We start from the raw sequence: 19,609 nt of genomic DNA on the forward strand, positions 1-19,609 counted from the left end.
GATGAGCAAAATCAGGGTGTTGTCGGTCGATGACTCGGCACTGATGCGCCAGATAATGACAGAAATCATCAATAGTCATAGTGACATGGAAATGGTAGCGACGGCTCCCGATCCTCTGGTCGCGCGTGATTTGATTAAGAAATTCAACCCTGATGTGCTGACGCTGGACGTCGAAATGCCGCGTATGGACGGACTGGATTTCCTCGAAAAATTAATGCGTTTGCGACCGATGCCAGTAGTGATGGTTTCTTCTCTGACAGGCAAAGGTTCCGAAGTCACGCTGCGTGCTCTGGAGTTGGGGGCGATAGATTTTGTCACCAAACCGCAACTGGGGATCCGCGAAGGAATGCTGGCGTATAGCGAAATGATTGCCGAAAAGGTGCGTACGGCAGCAAGGGCGAGCCTTACTGCGCATAAACCGTTATCGGCACCGACAACGCTGAAGACCGGACCGCTCTTGAGTTCAGAAAAGCTGATTGCGATTGGCGCCTCAACGGGGGGAACTGAGGCGATTCGTCACGTATTGCAACCGTTGCCGCTTTCCAGCCCGGCACTGTTAATTACCCAGCATATGCCGCCCGGTTTTACCCGCTCTTTTGCCGACAGACTTAATAAGCTGTGCCAAATCGGCGTGAAAGAAGCCGAGGACGGAGAACGCGTCTTGCCGGGGCATGCCTATATCGCCCCGGGCGATCGGCATATGGAACTGGCGCGTAGCGGCGCGAATTATCAAATCAAAATTCACGATGGTCCGGCGGTTAATCGCCATCGGCCATCGGTAGATGTGTTGTTCCATTCTGTGGCCAAACAGGCGGGGCGTAATGCGGTTGGGGTGATCCTGACGGGCATGGGCAACGACGGCGCGACGGGAATGTTAGCAATGCGTCAGGCGGGGGCATGGACTCTTGCGCAAAATGAAGCAAGCAGCGTGGTGTTCGGCATGCCGCGCGAGGCCATCAATATGGGTGGCGTCTGCGAAGTGGTCGATCTTAGCCAGATAAGCCAGCAAATGCTGGCAAAAATCAGTGCCGGACAGGCGATACGTATTTAAATCAGGAGTGTGAGATGGCGGATAAAGAGCTTAAATTTTTGGTTGTGGATGACTTTTCCACCATGCGACGCATCGTGCGTAACCTGCTGAAAGAGCTTGGATTTAATAATGTTGAGGAAGCGGAGGATGGCGCCGATGCTCTCAATAAGTTGCAGGCGGGAGGATATGGTTTTGTTATCTCCGACTGGAATATGCCAAACATGGATGGCCTGGAGTTGCTGAAAACGATTCGTGCTGATGGCGCGATGTCAGCATTGCCGGTGTTAATGGTGACTGCAGAAGCGAAGAAAGAAAACATTATTGCCGCAGCACAAGCGGGGGCCAGTGGCTACGTGGTTAAGCCATTTACCGCCGCGACGCTGGAGGAAAAACTCAACAAAATCTTTGAGAAACTGGGCATGTGAGGATGCGACTATGATGCAACCATCAATTAAACCTGCTGATGAAAATTCTGCTGGCGATATCATTGCACGCATCGGCAGCCTGACGCGTATGCTGCGCGATAGTCTGCGGGAGCTGGGGCTGGACCAGGCCATTGCAGAAGCGGCGGAAGCCATCCCCGATGCCCGCGATCGTTTGTACTACGTTGTGCAGATGACTGCCCAGGCTGCGGAAAGGGCGCTCAACAGTGTTGAGGCTTCACAACCGCATCAGGATCACATGGAGAAATTAGCAAAAGCGTTAACCCAACGCTGGGATGACTGGTTTGCCGATCCCATTGACCTTGCCGACGCTCGCGAACTGGTGACCGATACACGGCAATTTCTGGCGGATGTGCCGACGCATACCCGTTTTACCAATGCGCAGTTGCTGGAAATCATGATGGCGCAGGATTTTCAGGACCTCACCGGGCAGGTCATTAAACGAATGATGGATGTCATTCAGGAGATTGAACGCCAGTTGCTAATGGTGCTGCTGGAAAATATCCCGGAACAGGATGCACGTCCGAAACGTGAAAGCCAGAGTTTGCTGAATGGACCACAGGTAGATACCAGCAAAGCCGGTGTGGTAGCCAGTCAGGACCAGGTCGACGATTTGTTGGATAGCCTTGGATTCTGATTTGTATTGCCTGATGTGACGCGGCCGCGTCACATCGATCTTCAAGGTTGGATAAGGCGTTTACGCCGTACCCGACAAACATGTCACCATGCCTGATGTGCTGTGGCAAAAGCCCTAAATCCCGCCTTTTTTACCCCTTACTCAAACCATTGAACGCTTTGCGCTCTGGCATCATTCACGCTTATTACTCTTTCCAGGATTGGCGACGTGTCTGACGAGAGCGACGACAAAACAGAAGCCCCCACACCTCACCGACTTGAAAAAGCGCGGGAAGAGGGGCAAATCCCGCGTTCCCGTGAATTAACGTCGCTGCTGATTTTGTTAGTGGGCGTGTGTGTTATCTGGTTTGGCGGTGTGTCGCTGGCTCGTCGATTGTCGGGCATGCTCTCCGCGGGATTGCATTTTGATCACAGTATTATCAATGACCCGAACCTGATCCTCGGGCAGATTATTTTGCTGATCAGAGAAGCCATGCTGGCGCTGCTGCCGCTGATTAGCGGCGTGGTGCTGGTGGCGCTCATTTCTCCGGTGATGCTAGGTGGGCTGGTATTTAGCGGCAAATCCTTGCAGCCGAAGTTTTCCAAACTCAACCCGCTACCGGGCATTAAACGGATGTTCTCGGCACAGACTGGCGCGGAGTTGCTGAAAGCGATACTGAAATCCATCCTGGTCGGCAGTGTGACGGGGTTTTATCTCTGGCACCACTGGCCGCAGATGATGCGCTTAATGGCCGAGTCTCCGATTACCGCCATGGGAAACGCCATGGATCTGGTTGGGCTATGCGCGTTGTTGGTGGTGCTTGGCGTTATTCCGATGGTGGGATTTGACGTCTTTTTCCAAATCTTCAGCCACCTGAAAAAGCTGCGTATGTCACGGCAGGATATTCGTGATGAGTTCAAACAAAGTGAAGGCGACCCTCATGTCAAAGGGCGAATCCGTCAGATGCAGCGAGCTGCGGCGCGGCGGCGGATGATGGCCGATGTGCCGAAAGCGGACGTTATCGTCAATAACCCAACTCACTACTCAGTGGCTTTGCAGTACGACGAAAACAAAATGAGTGCGCCAAAAGTCGTTGCCAAGGGCGCGGGGCTGGTGGCATTACGCATTCGTGAAATAGCCGCTGAAAATAACGTCCCGACCCTCGAAGCGCCTCCGCTGGCGCGTGCGCTGTATCGACATGCTGAAATCGGTCAACAAATACCTGGTCAACTCTATGCCTCCGTAGCGGAAGTGCTGGCCTGGGTCTGGCAACTGAAACGTTGGCGTCTGGCTGGTGGACAGCGCCCTGTACAACCAACTCATCTTCCGGTGCCGGAAGCCCTGGATTTTATTAACGAGAAACCGACCCATGAGTAATCTGGCCGCGATGCTGCGCCTGCCTGCAAATCTGAAATCGACACAATGGCAGATCCTTGCCGGACCGATTTTGATCCTGTTGATCTTGTCGATGATGGTGCTGCCACTGCCCGCATTCATACTCGACCTGTTGTTTACCTTTAATATCGCGTTGTCGATCATGGTGTTGCTGGTGGCGATGTTTACCCAGCGCACGCTTGAGTTTGCTGCGTTTCCGACAATCTTACTGTTCACCACGCTGTTGCGTCTGGCTCTTAACGTAGCTTCAACCCGTATTATTTTGATGGAAGGGCATACCGGCGCGGCGGCGGCTGGGAAGGTGGTCGAAGCGTTCGGTCACTTCCTCGTTGGTGGCAATTTCGCTATCGGTATCGTGGTGTTCGTCATTCTCGTGATCATCAACTTTATGGTCATTACCAAAGGTGCTGGGCGTATCGCGGAAGTGGGCGCGCGCTTTGTTCTCGATGGTATGCCGGGTAAGCAGATGGCGATTGACGCTGACCTGAACGCCGGATTGATTGGTGAAGATGAGGCGAAAAAACGCCGCTCCGAAGTGACTCAGGAAGCCGACTTTTACGGCTCAATGGACGGGGCAAGTAAGTTTGTTCGCGGCGATGCCATTGCCGGGATCCTCATCATGGTCATTAACGTTGTCGGCGGATTGCTGGTCGGTGTGCTGCAACATGGCATGAGCATGGGACACGCGGCGGAAAGTTATACGCTATTGACCATTGGCGACGGTCTGGTGGCTCAAATCCCGGCACTGGTGATTTCTACCGCCGCGGGGGTCATCGTTACGCGTGTCAGCACCGATCAGGATGTTGGCGAGCAGATGGTGAATCAGCTTTTCAGTAATCCAAGCGTTATGTTGTTAAGCGCCGCCGTGCTCGGTTTACTCGGGCTGGTGCCTGGAATGCCGAACCTGGTATTTTTGCTGTTCACGGCGGGATTGCTCGGGCTGGCCTGGTGGATCCGCGGACGCGATCAAAAAGCGCCTGCCGAACCAAAACCGGTAAAAATGGCAGAGAATAATGCTGTAGTCGAAGCAACGTGGAATGATGTGCAACTGGAAGATTCTCTGGGAATGGAAGTGGGCTATCGACTGATCCCGATGGTTGATTTCCAACAAGATGGCGAGTTGCTGGGCCGTATTCGTAGTATTCGTAAAAAATTTGCTCAGGAAATGGGCTTCCTGCCGCCGGTGGTGCACATTCGCGACAATATGGATCTGCAACCGGCACGTTATCGTATTTTGATGAAAGGCGTAGAGATTGGCAGTGGCGATGCTTATCCGGGGCGCTGGCTGGCAATTAACCCGGGTACCGCTGCCGGGACGTTACCTGGTGAAGCGACCGTCGATCCGGCTTTTGGTCTGAACGCTATCTGGATCGAAAGTGCGCTAAAAGAACAGGCGCAGATTCAGGGGTACACCGTGGTTGAGGCCAGCACAGTGGTGGCAACGCATCTTAACCATCTCATTAGCCAGCACGCCGCAGAGTTGTTTGGTCGCCAGGAGGCGCAACAATTGCTGGATCGCGTCGCCCAGGAGATGCCAAAGCTGACGGAAGATCTCGTTCCTGGCGTCGTCACGCTCACCACGCTACATAAAGTGCTGCAAAATCTGCTCGATGAAAAAGTGCCTATTCGCGACATGCGTACCATTCTCGAAGCGCTGGCGGAGCATGCGCCCATTCAGAGCGATCCGCATGAATTAACCGCCGTCGTGCGCGTGGCGTTGGGACGGGCGATAACCCAGCAGTGGTTTCCCGGCAAAGATGAAGTCCATGTTATTGGCCTCGACACGCCGCTGGAACGTTTGTTACTACAGGCGTTGCAGGGCGGGGGCGGACTGGAACCAGGGCTGGCGGATCGTCTACTGGTGCAAACCCAGGAAGCGCTATCCCGTCAGGAGATGTTGGGTGCGCCGCCTGTATTGTTGGTGAACCACGCGCTGCGACCACTATTGTCTCGCTTCCTGCGCCGCAGCTTGCCGCAGTTAGTGGTGCTGTCGAATCTGGAACTATCTGATAACCGACATATCCGCATGACGGCGACAATTGGCGGTAAATAATGAGAACCTTATTGGCTATGCTGTTGTTTCCGGTGATTGCGCAAGCCGCCGGGGAGGGGATGTGGCAGGCAAGTAGTGTCGGAATTACGCTAAATCATCGCGGTGAGTCGATGTCTTCTGCGCCTCTTTCTTCGCGACAACCTGTTTCAGGATTGATGACGCTGGTGGCGTGGCGTTATCAGCTTATCGGTCCGACCCCCGCGGGACTGCGGGTACGTTTATGCTCACAATCTCGTTGTGTCGAATTAGAGGGGCAGAGCGGAACCACCGTGGCCTTTTCCGGTATAGCGGCAGCAGAACCATTGCGCTTTATCTGGGAAGTGCCTGGCGGTGGGCGGTTAATTCCGCCGCTGAAAGTACAACGTAATGAAGTGATTGTGAATTATCGGCGGTGATAAAAAAGCCGATGTCCGTAACTGCGACATCGGCCTTTGACACATAACGCGATTACATACGCTCTACAGTCTCAATACCCAGCGTATCCAGACCCAGCTTCAGCGTCTTCGCCGTCAGTTGTGCCAGTTTCAGACGGCTGTTACGCACTTCTTCGTTTTCTGCGCTGAGGATCGGGCAGTGCTCGTAGAAGCCAGAGAACAGACCAGCCAGATCGTACAGGTAAGCACACATCACGTGCGGCGTGCCTTCACGGGCAACCACGGTGAGGGTTTCTTCAAACTGCAGCAGACGAGCAGCCAGTTGCGCTTCACGATCTTCACGGATGATTACCGGAGCTGAAGCCAGTTGCTCTTCGTTAATTTCTGCTTTACGGAACACAGACAAAACACGCGTGTAAGCATACTGCATGTATGGCGCGGTATTACCCTCAAACGCCAGCATGTTGTCCCAGTCGAAGATGTAGTCGGTAGTACGGTTTTTGGAGAGATCCGCGTATTTCACCGCGCCGATACCCACCGCATTGGCCAGTTTTTCCAGCTCGTCAGCTGGCATATCCGGGTTCTTTTCTGCCACCAGACGACGTGCACGCTCCAGTGCTTCATCCAGCAGATCGGCCAGTTTCACCGTACCGCCCGCGCGGGTTTTGAACGGTTTGCCGTCTTTGCCCAGCATCATGCCGAACATGTGGTGTTCCAGCGGTACGGATTCCGGCACATAGCCTGCTTTGCGGACGATCGCCCATGCCTGCATCAGGTGTTGATGCTGACGGGAGTCGATGTAATACAGCACGCGATCGGCATGCAGTGTTTCATAACGATATTTCGCACAGGCGATATCAGTAGTGGTGTAAAGATAGCCGCCATCTTTCTTCTGAATGATCACGCCCATCGGTTCGCCTTCCTTGTTTTTGAACTCATCAAGGAATACGACGGTTGCGCCTTCGCTTTCTACTGCCAGACCTTTGGCTTTCAGGTCCGCTACGATACCCGGCAGCATCGGGTTGTAGAGGCTTTCGCCCATCACGTCATCGCGGGTCAGCGTCACGTTCAGACGATCGTAGGTGATCTGGTTCTGCGTCATGGTGATGTCGACCAGTTTGCGCCACATCTCGCGGAAGTATTCGTCACCGCTTTGCAGTTTTACCACGTAGTTACGTGCGCGCTCGGCGAACTCTTCATCTTCATCGTAATGCTTTTTCGCATCGCGGTAGAAACCTTCAAGGTCAGCCAGTTCCATTTCACCGGCGTTTTCCTGCTGCTGTTTTTCCAGCCACGCAATCAGCATACCGAACTGAGTACCCCAGTCGCCGACGTGGTTCGCGCGAATCACTTTATGACCGAGGAACTCCAGAGTACGCACTGCCGCGTCACCAATAATGGTAGAGCGCAGGTGACCGACGTGCATCTCTTTCGCCACGTTCGGTGCGGAGTAGTCAACCACAATGGTCTGTTTTTCTGGCGTAGCAACACCGAGACGATCTGACGCCAGCGCCTGCTGAACATGTTCAGCCAGGAATGCCGGATCAAGGAAAATGTTGATAAAGCCTGGACCGGCGATCTCAACTTTGCTGGCGATACCGTTAAGATCCAGATGAGTCAGCACCTGCTCTGCTAATTGTCGCGGTGCCATACCCAGTTTTTTAGCAACTGCCATCATGCCGTTAGCCTGATAGTCGCCGAACTGAACTTTTGCTGACTGACGAACCTGCGGTTCGCAATCCGCAGGCGCGCCTGCCGCAATCATGGCCTGACGGACTTTTTCTGAGAGAAGAGCCTGAATATTCACCGGAATACCTTACATTGATGAAGCGAGCAAAAATTGCCCGCACCAGTTAAAGAAATTAGGGCGGGAGTATACTGCAAATGGCTGTTTTCGTCAGCAACGTGCGCGCGGCGTATTGCCGTTTTCACTATTGCATCAGAAGCGGCGTGAAATCAGCGGTTGGTTGGCGCAGGGCAACAGGGTAAATTAACGCTTTTACTGAAAGACGAAGAGTGATTATGGCGAACTGGCAATCTATCGACGAGCTGCAGGATATTGCATCGGATTTACCGCGATTTACCCACGCATTAGATGAACTTTCCCGCCGTCTGGGGCTGGATATCACTCCGCTGAATGCCGATCACATTTCTTTGCGTTGCCATCAAAACGCCACCGCTGAACGCTGGCGTCGCGGGTTTGAACAGTGCGGTGAACTCCTGTCAGAAAATATGATCAATGGCAGGCCGATTTGTTTGTTTAAATTGCATGAGCCGGTACAGGTTGCTCACTGGCAGTTTTCCATTGTTGAGCTACCGTGGCCCGGGGAAAAACGTTACCCGCACGAAGGTTGGGAACATATTGAAATCGTTCTGCCGGGCGAGCCAGAAACGCTGAATGCCCGTGCGCTGGCGTTGTTTTCTGATGAAGGACTCAGCCTGCCGGGGATTTCAGTTAAAACCAGTTCGCCAAAAGGTGAGCATGAGCGATTACCGAATCCGACGCTGGCGGTGACCGATGGCAGAACAACCATTAAGTTTCATCCGTGGTCCATTGAAGAGATCGTCGCCAGCGAGCAGTCGGCGTAATTAAGGAGCAAAAATGGCATTACTGGAAATTTGCTGTTACAGCATGGAGTGCGCACTAACGGCGCAGCAAAATGGCGCTGACAGAATTGAATTGTGTGCGGCACCGAAAGAAGGGGGCTTAACGCCGTCGCTGGGCGTGCTTAAATCCGTGCGTCAGCAGATAACGATTCCCGTACATCCGATCATCCGCCCGCGCGGTGGTGATTTTTGCTACAGCGACGGCGAGTTTGCCGCCATTCTTGAGGATGTTCGTACTGTCCGCGAATTAGGCTTTCCGGGACTGGTGACGGGCGTTCTTGATGTTGACGGTAATGTCGATATGCTACGAATGAAAAAAATAATGTCTGCTGCCGGTCCGTTGGCCGTGACTTTTCATCGTGCCTTCGATATGTGTGCTAACCCATTAAATACAATGAATAATCTTGCGAAATTGGGCATTGCCCGGGTACTGACTTCCGGGCAAAAATCAGACGCTCTGCAAGGTTTATCAAAAATTATGGAACTTATTGCCTATGGTGATACTCCAATCATCATGGCCGGAGCAGGAGTTCGCGCAGAAAACCTGCACCACTTCCTCGATGCCGGAGTGCTGGAAGTCCATAGCTCCGCGGGAGCGTGGCAAGCCTCACCGATGCGTTATCGTAATCAAGGATTGTCCATGTCATCAGATGCACACGCGGACGAGTATTCGCGTTATGTCGTAGACGGGGCGGCGGTTGCTGAAATGAAAGGAATCATTGAACGCCATCAGGCCAAATGATTTTTACCGTTGCATCATGTCGCCCAATATGATGCTTGCTCGTACCAGGCCCCTGCAATTTCAACAGGGGCCTTTTTTTATTCCCTGGCAGTATAAAAAACGAACGATTGCTGTGATGTGTAGAACGGGTGACAGTGCGCATAGCGTTGTGCTTAAAATGTTTTATATATTCATATTAATTATGCGATTTAAATTACTAAAACTGACAAATATATATTATAAATAACGACTGGGTTATTCTTTCGCAATTAATGATTACATTGTAATAAATCATATTCTTTATCGATTATTTCAGGCAGTGTTGTGCCGAATTAAGCAAGTAGTCAATTCGTTGTGTATTTATTTATACAATGATTTCGGTGTCCTGGAATTTAATTAGAGGAATCTATGCGAGGGAAAAAACGCATTGGGTTATTTTTTCTGCTGATAGCGGTTGTGGTTGGTGGCGGCGGGTTATTGCTTGCGCAAAAAGCCTTACATAAAACGTCGGATACAGCATTTTGTCTTTCCTGCCACTCGATGAGTAAACCTTTTGAGGAATATCAGGGAACTGTCCACTTTGCGAACCAGAAAGGTATACGTGCGGAATGTGCCGATTGCCATATTCCAAAGTCAGGGATGGATTATTTATTTGCCAAATTAAAAGCATCTAAAGATATTTATCATGAATTTGTTAGCGGCAAAATAGACAGTGACGATAAGTTCGAAGCGCATCGTCAGGAAATGGCCGAAACAGTATGGAAAGAATTAAAAGCATCGGATTCTGCAACGTGCCGTAGTTGCCATTCTTTTGATGCGATGGATATTGCCTCGCAAAGTGAATCTGCGCAGAAAATGCATACCAAAGCGCAAAAGGAGGGTGAAACGTGTATTGATTGTCATAAAGGAATTGCCCATTTCCCGCCAGAAATAAAAATGGATGACAACGCGGCGCATGAACTGGAAAGTCAGGCTGCCACTTCTGTGACCAATGGCGCACATATTTATCCTTTCAAACCTTCCCACATAGGCGAACTGGCCACTGTGAATCCTGGTACCGATCTCACCGTCGTTGATGCCAGTGGCAAACAGCCGATCGTTCTGTTGCAGGGTTATCAAATGCAGGGCAGTGAAAACACGCTCTACCTGGCGGCAGGTCAACGTCTGGCGCTAGCCACATTAAGTGATGAAGGTATCAAGGCGCTAACGGTAAACGGGGAATGGCAGGCTGACGAATACGGTAATCAATGGCGTCAGGCGTCATTACAAGGGGCGCTAATCGATCCCGTATTAGCGGATCGTAAACCGTTATGGCAATACGCTGAAAAACTCGATGACACCTATTGTGCTGGCTGCCATGCGCCTATTGCCGCTGACCATTACACCGTCAATGCCTGGCCCTCTATCGCCAAAGGAATGGGGGCGCGAACCAGCATGAGCGAAAACGAACTGGACATTTTGACGCGGTACTTCCAGTACAACGCCAAAGATATTACCGAAAAACAGTGATCCTCGTAGATCAGGGAGGAAGTTATGACATTAACAAGACGTGAGTTTATTAAACATAGCGGTATTGCTGCCGGGGCGCTGGTGGTGACATCGGCTACGCCGTTACCCGCATGGGCAGAAGAGAAGGGCGGAAAAATCCTCACCGCGGGTCGTTGGGGAGCGATGAACGTAGAAGTGAAGGACGGTAAGATTGTTTCTTCGACAGGCGCGCTGGCGAAGACTATCCCGAACTCGTTACAGTCTACGGCGGCGGATCAGGTACACACTACGGCGCGTATTCAGCATCCGATGGTGAGAAAAAGTTATCTCGACAATCCACTACAACCGGCAAAAGGTCGCGGGGATGACAGCTACGATCAGGTGAGCTGGGAACAGGCATTAAAACTGATTCATGAGCAACACGATCGCATCCGCAAGGCCAACGGCCCTTCGGCCATTTTTGCAGGGTCTTACGGCTGGCGTTCATCAGGGGTGCTGCATAAAGCGCAAACGCTGATGCAACGTTATATGAATCTGGCGGGGGGATATTCCGGGCATAGTGGCGATTACTCTACCGGGGCTGCGCAGGTGATCATGCCGCACGTTGTCGGTTCTGTGGAGGTCTATGAACAGCAGACTTCCTGGCCGCTGATTCTGGAAAACAGTCAGGTGGTGGTGTTGTGGGGCATGAACCCGCTGAATACCTTAAAAATTGCCTGGAGCAGTACCGATGAACAAGGGCTGGAATACTTCCATCAGCTGAAAAAATCGGGCAAACCGGTGATTGCCATCGACCCTATCCGTTCCGAAACAATCGAGTTCTTTGGCGATAACGCGACCTGGATCGCGCCGAATATGGGGACCGACGTGGCGCTGATGTTAGGCATCGCGCATACCCTGATGACTCAAGGCAAACACGATAAAGCCTTCCTTGAGAAATACACCACCGGTTATCCGCAGTTTGAAGAGTATCTGACCGGCAAGAACGATAATACGCCGAAGAGTGCGGCCTGGGCGGCAGAAATTACTGGTGTACCGGAAGCGCAGATTGTCAAACTCGCTGAACTGATGGCGGCGAATCGCACGATGCTGATGGCTGGTTGGGGGATCCAACGCCAGCAATACGGCGAACAGAAACACTGGATGCTGGTGACGCTGGCGGCGATGTTAGGGCAGATTGGTACACCGGGCGGCGGTTTTGGTTTCTCTTATCATTACTCCAACGGTGGCAACCCGACGCGTGTTGGCGGCGTGCTGCCAGAAATGTCTGCGGCGATTGCCGGACAGGCAAGTGAGGAAGCTGATGATGGCGGAATGACCGCGATTCCTGTTGCCCGTATCGTCGATGCGCTGGAAAATCCTGGAGGCAAATATCAGCATAACGGTAAAGAACAAACGTATCCAAATATCAAAATGATCTGGTGGGCGGGTGGCGGTAACTTTACCCATCACCAGGATACTAATCGTCTGATTAAAGCCTGGCAGAAACCGGAGATGATCGTCGTTTCTGAATGCTACTGGACCGCAGCAGCCAAACACGCAGATATCGTATTACCGATCACCACATCGTTTGAGCGCAATGACCTGACGATGACCGGTGATTACAGCAACCAGCATATTGTGCCGATGAAGCAGGCTGTCGCTCCGCAATTTGAAGCGCGTAACGATTTTGACGTGTTTGCCGATCTTGCGGAATTACTGAAGCCTGGCGGAAAAGAGATCTATACCGAAGGTAAAGATGAAATGGCGTGGCTGAAATTTTTCTATGATGCCGCCCAGAAAGGTGCGCGTGCGCAACGCGTGACTATGCCAATGTTTAATGCCTTCTGGCAGCAAAATAAACTGCTTGAAATGCGCCGCAGCGAGAAGAACGAGCAATATGTTCGCTATGGCGATTTCCGCGCCGATCCGGTGAAAAACGCGCTGGGTACACCAAGTGGCAAAATTGAAATCTACTCAAAAACACTGGAAAAATTTGGCTATAAGGATTGCCCGGCACACCCGACCTGGCTGGCTCCTGATGAATGGAAAGGTACCGCCGACGAGAAGCAGTTGCAGCTTCTGACCGCGCATCCGGCACATCGTCTACACAGTCAGCTTAACTATGCGGAGCTGCGTAAAAAATATGCGGTTGCCGATCGTGAGCCGATCACAATTCACACCGAAGATGCAGCTCGGTTTGGTATTGCAAATGGCGATCTGGTCCGTGTCTGGAATAAACGTGGTCAGATCCTGACAGGCGCTGTGGTGACTGACGGGATCAAAAAAGGCGTTGTATGCGTGCATGAAGGTGCATGGCCGGATCTGGAAAATGGCTTGTGTAAAAACGGCAGTGCGAACGTGTTAACGGCGGATATCCCCAGCTCGCAGCTGGCGAATGCCTGTGCCGGTAACTCTGCGCTGGTGTATATCGAAAAATATACGGGTAATGCGCCGAAGTTAACGGCGTTTGATCAGCCAGCTATTCAGGCATAAGACGTGAAAAGCGCCCGGAAACGGGCGCTGAGGTTATGCAAACGCAAAACTGCCTGATGCGCTATGCTTATCAGGCCTACATAGTCCCTGCAATATATTGAATTAGCAAGGTTTTGTAGGCCGGATAAGGCGTTCACGCCGCATCCGGCAGTAATACCAGACCTTTACGGCTTACGCGCAATCAGCACCGCGCGTTTAGGCGCAGGATAACCTTCTACCGTTTTACCCGGATCATGTGAATCAAGAAAATCTGCCAGCGATTCGGTGACCATCCACTCGGTACGACGCTGCTCTTCTGTAGTGGTGACGCTCACATCCGCAATGCGAATATCAACAAAACCACACTTCTTCAGCCAGTTTTTCAGCGCCAGGGCCGACGGGATGAAATAAACATTACGCATTTGTGCGTAACGATCGCCTGGTACCAGCACCGTGTTTTCGTCGCCATCAATAACCAGCGTTTCAAGCACCAGTTCGCCCTCATTCACCAGTTGATCTTTCAACTGCCACAGATGTTCCAGCGGTGAACGACGATGATAAAGCACGCCCATCGAAAAGACGGTATCAAAGGCTTTCAGTGCCGGAAGTTGTTCAATCCCTAACGGCAGCAGATGCGCCCGTTGGTCGTTACCCAACAGTTTACGCACTGCTTCAAACTGGCAGAGGAATAGTTGCGTAGGGTCGATCCCCACCGCAAGGTGTGCGCCTGCGCCAATCATGCGCCACATGTGATAGCCGCTGCCGCAGCCGACATCAAGAATGGTGCGCCCGGTTAAATCAGAAAGATGTGGCAGAACACGATCCCATTTCCAGTCGGAACGCCACTCGGTATCGATGTTGACGCCATACAGTGAGAACGGCCCTTTGCGCCACGGCATCAGGTTGCGCATCAGCGTTTCAATGCGCTTAATCTGCCCGGCGCTGAGTGGCTCTTCGCTTTCCGCTGTCACGCTATGCAGTAAATCAAGACGATACGGTTTAATTTCAGGCAGAAATTCCACCGCGTTGGACCACTGTTTAAACAGACCGTGCTGCTGTTCGCGCTGCCAGCTGGCAATCTGCGCGGGCAGGGTTTCCAGCCAGTGTGAAAGATGATTTTTGGCAATCAGAGAATAAAAGTTACCAAAGTCGATCATGCAGCGTCCTCTGCTTTTAATGCCACCAGTGAACCAAAATTAAAGCACTGGAACCACAGCTCGCTATGCTCAAAACCGGCTTTATGCAGGCGTGCCTTGTGGGTTTCCACGGAATCGGTCAGCATGACGTTTTCTAACATGCTGCGCTTCTGGCTGATTTCCAGCTCGCTGTAGCCGTTGGCACGTTTAAAATCGTGGTGCATGTTGAACAGCAGTTCACCAACTTTGGCATCTTCGAAACTAAATTTTTCCGAAAGCACCAGCGCGCCGCCCGGGTTTAGCCCTTGATAAATTTTATCCAGTAACGCCTGGCGCTCGGAAGGTTCCAGGAATTGCAGGGTAAAATTCAGTACCACCATCGACGCGTTTTCAATGGCAATATCACGAATATCACCTTCAATAACGTCAACAGGCGTAGGCGCTTTATAGGCGTCGATATGACGGCGGCAGCGTTCAATCATTGCCGGGGAATTGTCGATGGCGATAATTTTACAATTATCATGATGAATGTTACGACGCACTGAGAGCGTCGCCGCGCCCAAAGAACAGCCCAGATCGTAAATCTGCGTACCCGGTTGAACGAAGCGTTCAGCTAACATACCAATCATTGAAATAATATTGGAGTAGCCGGGAACGGAACGTTGGATCATATCCGGGAAGACTTCAGCTACCCGTTCATCAAAGGTCCAGTCGCCCAGTCTGGCGATAGGGGCAGAAAATAGCGTGTCGCGGTGAGACATAACGTAAAAATCCGGGAAAAAGAAAGTGGCATATTGTGCGCTAACGTAGGGAGAAAACCAACTCCCAGGGCATATACCAAAGATTCGCCAGCACCATCAGCAATAGCGCACACCAGGTGGCGCTCATACCAGAACGTCGCCAGCGAAACAGACGGTGATGGAAACCGTAATAATGCATCAGACGACCAGCGAGCAAAACGAGGCCGCAAATATGCACCATCCAGGTTTCAGCACCATTCATTTCCATAAATAGCATCAATACAATCGCGATAGGAATATATTCCACCGCATTGCCATGAATACGAATAGCGCTTTGTAGTTCGCTAAAACCGCCGTCGCCATAGGCAACGCGATACTGCATTCGCAGGCGAACAACATCAAAAGAGAACTTCATTAATAACAACGCACCTAAAACGGCATACAGCGCGCTTACCATACAAACTCCCTTTAAAATGGCCGATGGCACTTGTCTATGATAGGTGGCAAATTCAGAAAAGAGAAGATTGCTGTGGAATAGCCGGGACTGCTCCGATCTCTGGAAGCATTTTACGTAAGTCTTCCCACAGTGTATGTACCAGTTCCGGGGCCTGAGCAATATCTGGCGTGTGCAGAAAAAGATAAGGCGTGGTGCTCTGCTGCCACTGCGCTAATTTCTGTAACCAGACCTGAAATAATTCCCTGTTTTGCGCCATATCATCGCTGCCGATAAAACGGATCAGCGGATTTGTTGCCGTCAGTACGGCATGTACCGGAACCTTCGGTTTCTTCCGTTGAGCGTCGCGTATGGCTTCATTATGCGGAGGTGCAGCATGAACCGGGCGGCTATCTAAAATCACCCGATTAACAGCGCGCTGATGTAAACCTCGATTAAGCGTTTGTTCCGCTTCCCCTTTGGCGAAAAACAACGGATGACGCACTTCCACGCCATAGGGAAACTCGTCGGGAAGAGTATCGAGAAAATGCCAAAGCGCAGGCAAATCCTGTGGGCCGAAGGTGGCAGGCAGTTGCAGCCAGTATTGCCCAATGCGCGGAGCCAGCGGTGACATACGGGTCAAAAATTCACTGGTTAAATCATCGCAATGACGCAACGCTGCCTGATGCGAAATGGTCGCCGGAAACTTAAAACAGAAGCGGAAGTCATCTGTGGTCTGCTCCCGCCAGCGCAGGACAACCTCGGGTTTCGGCAGGGCGTATAGCGTGGTGTTGCCCTCCACGCAATTAAAGTAGCGGGCATACTCTTCCAGGCTGGTTATCCCCAACCGCACCCATTTAGGATGCGACCATTGTGGCAGACCGATATAAATCATAACGCGTTGAGGATCTCTTCCACGCTGCGCACACGGGCGATGCGTGGATAGATATGGTTGATGCTGTTATGGTGCTGCTCGGCACTGGCGGCGCTACAGGCATCTTCGGCAATCACCAGATTAAAACCGAGTTCCCAGGCATTGCGGGCGGTGGACTCAACGCCGATATTGGTCGAGATCCCACATAACACTATTGTATCGATACCTCGGCGGCGTAATTGCAACTCCAGATCCGTACCGTAAAACGCACCCCATTGACGTTTGATGATTTCGATATCGCTGTCGGTTGCACCTAATGCAGCAGGATGTTGCCACCAATTTTCGGGCAACACTTTGGCCGGTGAGGGCGCATCGACCGGCTGTTTTAATGCTTCAGCATAATCGGCAGACCAGCCAACACGCACCAGAAACACGGGCTGACCGCTCGCGCGAAATTTCGCCGCCAGTCTTCCTGCGCGATTCACCACGTCTTCGGCAGTATGCGGACCACCGGCAAAAGGCAAGATGCCTTCCTGTAAATCAATCACCACTAGCGCTGTGGTTTTGGCATTAAGTTCAAGCATGATCACTCCAGATAAAACAAAATCGTGCCTCTCACCTTAATGCGATTAGCCGATGGCGGAACGACAAATTTTGTTAATTTTTATGAGTTCGGGCAACACCTTTATAGCAAACTGGCGTAGAGTCTGATTTCAGGCCCGACATAAAGTGGTAACGAGGCGTTCCAGCGCGGGCCAGGCTCTTACGGTTCGGCAGAATTTCCAGTATAATAGCCGCCTTTTTTCATTCAGTTGTGACATACAGCTAACGCTGCGACTCAGGTCACCTGCACAGCAGGGGACATCCGCCAGCAGCTAAGTTAAGGGATATCTCATGCGTACAGAATATTGTGGACAGCTCCGTTTGTCCCACGTGGGGCAGCAGGTGACTCTGTGTGGTTGGGTCAACCGTCGTCGTGATCTTGGTAGCTTGATCTTTATCGATATGCGCGACCGCGAAGGTATCGTGCAGGTATTTTTCGATCCGGATCGTGCGGACGCGTTAAAGCTGGCCTCTGAACTGCGTAATGAGTTCTGCATTCAGGTCACGGGCACCGTACGTGCGCGTGACGAAAAAAATATCAACCGCGATATGGCGACTGGCGAAATCGAAGTGCTGGCTTCCTCGCTGACCATCATCAACCGCGCAGACGTTCTGCCGCTTGACTCCAACCACGTCAACACCGAAGAAGCGCGTCTGAAGTACCGCTATCTTGACCTGCGTCGCCCGGAAATGGCTCAGCGTCTGAAAACCCGCGCTAAAATCACCAGTCTGGTGCGTCGTTTTATGGACGACCACGGTTTCCTCGACATCGAAACTCCGATGCTGACTAAAGCCACGCCGGAAGGCGCGCGTGACTATCTGGTGCCTTCTCGTGTGCACAAAGGTAAATTCTACGCGCTGCCGCAATCCCCGCAGTTGTTCAAACAGCTGCTGATGATGTCCGGTTTTGACCGCTACTATCAGATCGTTAAATGCTTCCGTGACGAAGACCTGCGCGCTGATCGTCAGCCTGAATTTACTCAGATCGATGTGGAAACTTCTTTCATGACCGCGCCGCAAGTGCGTGAAGTGATGGAAGCGCTGGTGCGTCATTTGTGGCTGGAAGTGAAGGGCATTGATCTGGGCGATTTCCCGGTAATGACCTTTGCGGAAGCTGAACGCCGTTACGGTTCTGATAAACCGGATCTGCGCAACCCGATGGAACTGACCGACGTTGCCGATCTGCTGAAATCCGTTGAGTTTGCAGTATTTGCAGGTCCAGCGAACGATCCGAAAGGCCGTGTTGCCGCTCTGCGTGTTCCGGGTGGCGCATCGCTGACCCGTAAGCAGATCGACGAATACGGTAACTTCGTTAAAATCTACGGCGCGAAAGGTCTGGCTTACATCAAAGTTAACGAACGCGCGAAAGGTCTGGAAGGTATCAACAGCCCGGTAGCGAAGTTCCTCAATGCGGAAATCATCGAAGCCATCCTGGATCGTACTGCCGCGCAAGATGGCGATATGATTTTCTTCGGTGCCGACAACAAGAAAATTGTTGCCGACGCGATGGGCGCACTACGTCTGAAAGTGGGTAAAGACCTTGGCCTGACCGACGAAAGCAAATGGGCACCGCTGTGGGTTATCGACTTCCCGATGTTTGAAGACGACGGTGAAGGCGGCCTGACGGCAATGCACCATCCGTTCACCGCGCCGAAAGACATGACGGCGGCAGAACTGAAAGCTGCACCGGAAAATGCGGTGGCGAATGCTTACGATATGGTCATCAATGGTTACGAAGTGGGCGGTGGTTCAGTGCGTATCCATAATGGTGATATGCAGCAGACGGTGTTTGGCATTCTGGGGATCACCGAAGAGGAACAGCGCGAGAAATTCGGCTTCCTGCTCGACGCCCTGAAATACGGTACTCCGCCGCACGCAGGTCTGGCATTTGGTCTTGACCGTCTGACCATGCTGCTGACTGGCACCGACAACATTCGTGACGTTATCGCCTTCCCGAAAACCACGGCAGCAGCGTGCCTGATGACTGAAGCACCGAGCTTTGCTAACCCTACTGCACTGGCTGAGCTGAGCATTCAGGTTGTGAAGAAGGCTGAGAATAACTGATATGAATCAAATACACGAAATCATTCGCGTTGCATCGAGGCGGCAACTGAGTGAACTCCAATGAGCATAGATAACTATGTGAATGGGATGAGCGAAGGCAGTCAACGAAGAGGCAGCGTGAAGGTTAAAGTGTATAAGCGTCCCGTTTCGATCTTAGTGGTCATCTATGCACAAGATACGAAACGGGTGCTGATGTTGCAGCGGCGTGACGATCCCGATTTCTGGCAGTCGGTAACCGGCAGCGTGGAAGAGGGTGAAACCGCGCCGCAAGCTGCCATGCGCGAAGTAAAGGAAGAGGTCACCATCGATGTTGTCGCTGAACAACTGACCTTAATTGACTGTCAGCGCACGGTAGAGTTTGAAATTTTTTCACATTTACGTCATCGCTATGCGCCGGGCGTGACGCGCAATACGGAATCATGGTTCTGTCTTGCGCTCCCGCACGAGCGCCAGATTGTTTTCACTGAACATCTGGCTTACAAGTGGCTTGATGCGCCTGCTGCGGCGGCGCTCACTAAGTCATGGAGCAACCGGCAGGCGATTGAACAGTTTGTTATTAACGCTGCCTGAACAGGCAG

General features: G+C 52.0%; 18 protein-coding genes. 12 read left to right on the forward strand and 6 right to left on the reverse strand.

Annotated elements, in window-relative coordinates; genetic code table 11:
- Position 1: 1 nt before the first annotated feature.
- The 6 genes from cheB (at position 2) to flhe (ending at position 5,932) form a co-directional block, all read left to right on the forward strand.
- Complete coding sequence (gene cheB / locus FEK42_RS02960) at positions 2 to 1,051, forward strand: protein-glutamate methylesterase/protein glutamine deamidase (RefSeq protein ID WP_135492723.1); 1,050 nt, start codon at positions 2 to 4, stop codon at positions 1,049 to 1,051.
- A gap of 14 nt (positions 1,052 to 1,065) precedes the next feature.
- Positions 1,066 to 1,455, forward strand: coding sequence for a chemotaxis response regulator CheY (gene cheY / locus FEK42_RS02965; protein WP_000763855.1), 390 nt, complete (start codon positions 1,066 to 1,068; stop codon positions 1,453 to 1,455).
- Between the two features lie 10 nt (positions 1,456 to 1,465).
- Positions 1,466 to 2,110 (forward strand): protein phosphatase CheZ, encoded by a 645-nt coding sequence (gene cheZ / locus FEK42_RS02970; RefSeq protein WP_130259916.1) that lies wholly within the window; start codon positions 1,466 to 1,468, stop codon positions 2,108 to 2,110.
- Between the two features lie 207 nt (positions 2,111 to 2,317).
- On the forward strand, positions 2,318 to 3,466 hold the full coding sequence (gene flhB, locus FEK42_RS02975) for a flagellar biosynthesis protein FlhB (protein WP_135492722.1): 1,149 nt from the start codon (positions 2,318 to 2,320) through the stop codon (positions 3,464 to 3,466).
- The gene (gene flhA / locus FEK42_RS02980) at positions 3,459 to 5,537 is read left to right on the forward strand and encodes a flagellar biosynthesis protein FlhA (RefSeq protein WP_130259915.1); all 2,079 of its coding nucleotides are present in this window, start codon (positions 3,459 to 3,461) and stop codon (positions 5,535 to 5,537) included. Before flhB ends, flhA begins: the two co-directional genes overlap by 8 nt.
- On the forward strand, positions 5,537 to 5,932 hold the full coding sequence (gene flhe, locus FEK42_RS02985; protein ID WP_130208733.1) for a flagellar protein FlhE: 396 nt from the start codon (positions 5,537 to 5,539) through the stop codon (positions 5,930 to 5,932). Before flhA ends, flhe begins: the two co-directional genes overlap by 1 nt.
- Positions 5,933 to 5,984: 52 nt before the next feature.
- Here the strand turns inward: flhe and argS are convergent, their stop codons facing one another.
- Positions 5,985 to 7,718, reverse strand: a complete 1,734-nt coding sequence (gene argS / locus FEK42_RS02990; protein WP_130208507.1) for an arginine--tRNA ligase — start codon at positions 7,716 to 7,718, stop codon at positions 5,985 to 5,987.
- 215 nt (positions 7,719 to 7,933) lie between these two features.
- On the opposite strand from argS, the gene FEK42_RS02995 reads away from it, so the two are divergent.
- The 4 genes from FEK42_RS02995 to torZ all read left to right on the forward strand — a co-directional run bounded on the left by FEK42_RS02995 (position 7,934) and on the right by torZ (position 13,202).
- Positions 7,934 to 8,500, forward strand: a complete 567-nt coding sequence (locus FEK42_RS02995; RefSeq protein WP_135491479.1) for a VOC family protein — start codon at positions 7,934 to 7,936, stop codon at positions 8,498 to 8,500.
- A 13-nt stretch (positions 8,501 to 8,513) separates the two neighbouring features.
- On the forward strand, positions 8,514 to 9,260 hold the full coding sequence (gene cutC / locus FEK42_RS03000) for a copper homeostasis protein CutC (RefSeq protein WP_138211734.1): 747 nt from the start codon (positions 8,514 to 8,516) through the stop codon (positions 9,258 to 9,260).
- 387 nt (positions 9,261 to 9,647) lie between these two features.
- A complete protein-coding gene (locus FEK42_RS03005; protein ID WP_130208501.1) occupies positions 9,648 to 10,748 on the forward strand; it encodes a NapC/NirT family cytochrome c in 1,101 nt (366 codons plus the stop codon).
- 24 nt (positions 10,749 to 10,772) lie between these two features.
- Positions 10,773 to 13,202 (forward strand): trimethylamine N-oxide reductase TorZ, encoded by a 2,430-nt coding sequence (gene torZ, locus FEK42_RS03010; protein WP_135492721.1) that lies wholly within the window; start codon positions 10,773 to 10,775, stop codon positions 13,200 to 13,202.
- Between the two features lie 164 nt (positions 13,203 to 13,366).
- Here torZ and cmoB read toward each other — a convergent pair whose 3' ends face one another.
- Genes cmoB through FEK42_RS03035 form a run of 5 tightly spaced genes read right to left on the reverse strand, consistent with a single transcriptional unit; the run spans position 13,367 to position 16,948 of the window.
- Positions 13,367 to 14,338, reverse strand: a complete 972-nt coding sequence (gene cmoB, locus FEK42_RS03015; RefSeq protein WP_119457715.1) for a tRNA 5-methoxyuridine(34)/uridine 5-oxyacetic acid(34) synthase CmoB — start codon at positions 14,336 to 14,338, stop codon at positions 13,367 to 13,369.
- The gene (gene cmoA, locus FEK42_RS03020; protein WP_130208500.1) at positions 14,335 to 15,078 is read right to left on the reverse strand and encodes a carboxy-S-adenosyl-L-methionine synthase CmoA; all 744 of its coding nucleotides are present in this window, start codon (positions 15,076 to 15,078) and stop codon (positions 14,335 to 14,337) included. The genes cmoB and cmoA overlap by 4 nt, the downstream gene beginning before the upstream one ends.
- A 40-nt stretch (positions 15,079 to 15,118) precedes the next feature.
- Positions 15,119 to 15,514 carry an MAPEG family protein gene (locus FEK42_RS03025; protein WP_130208499.1) on the reverse strand — a complete coding sequence of 132 codons (396 nt, stop codon included), beginning with the start codon at positions 15,512 to 15,514 and terminating at the stop codon, positions 15,119 to 15,121.
- Positions 15,515 to 15,566: 52 nt separating this feature from the next.
- The gene (locus FEK42_RS03030) at positions 15,567 to 16,385 is read right to left on the reverse strand and encodes a DUF72 domain-containing protein (protein WP_135407068.1); all 819 of its coding nucleotides are present in this window, start codon (positions 16,383 to 16,385) and stop codon (positions 15,567 to 15,569) included.
- Positions 16,382 to 16,948, reverse strand: a complete 567-nt coding sequence (locus tag FEK42_RS03035; protein WP_135492720.1) for a hydrolase — start codon at positions 16,946 to 16,948, stop codon at positions 16,382 to 16,384. Before FEK42_RS03035 ends, FEK42_RS03030 begins: the two co-directional genes overlap by 4 nt.
- Before the next feature lie 310 nt (positions 16,949 to 17,258).
- On the opposite strand from FEK42_RS03035, the gene aspS reads away from it, so the two are divergent.
- Positions 17,259 to 19,031, forward strand: coding sequence for an aspartate--tRNA ligase (gene aspS / locus FEK42_RS03040; RefSeq protein WP_130208496.1), 1,773 nt, complete (start codon positions 17,259 to 17,261; stop codon positions 19,029 to 19,031).
- Between the two features lie 117 nt (positions 19,032 to 19,148).
- Positions 19,149 to 19,601, forward strand: a complete 453-nt coding sequence (nudB, locus tag FEK42_RS03045; protein WP_131161209.1) for a dihydroneopterin triphosphate diphosphatase — start codon at positions 19,149 to 19,151, stop codon at positions 19,599 to 19,601.
- The last annotated feature ends 8 nt before the right edge of the window (positions 19,602 to 19,609 follow it).

This window comes from Escherichia sp. E2748, from assembly GCF_005781125.1.
In the GTDB taxonomy this organism is placed as follows: domain Bacteria; phylum Pseudomonadota; class Gammaproteobacteria; order Enterobacterales; family Enterobacteriaceae; genus Escherichia.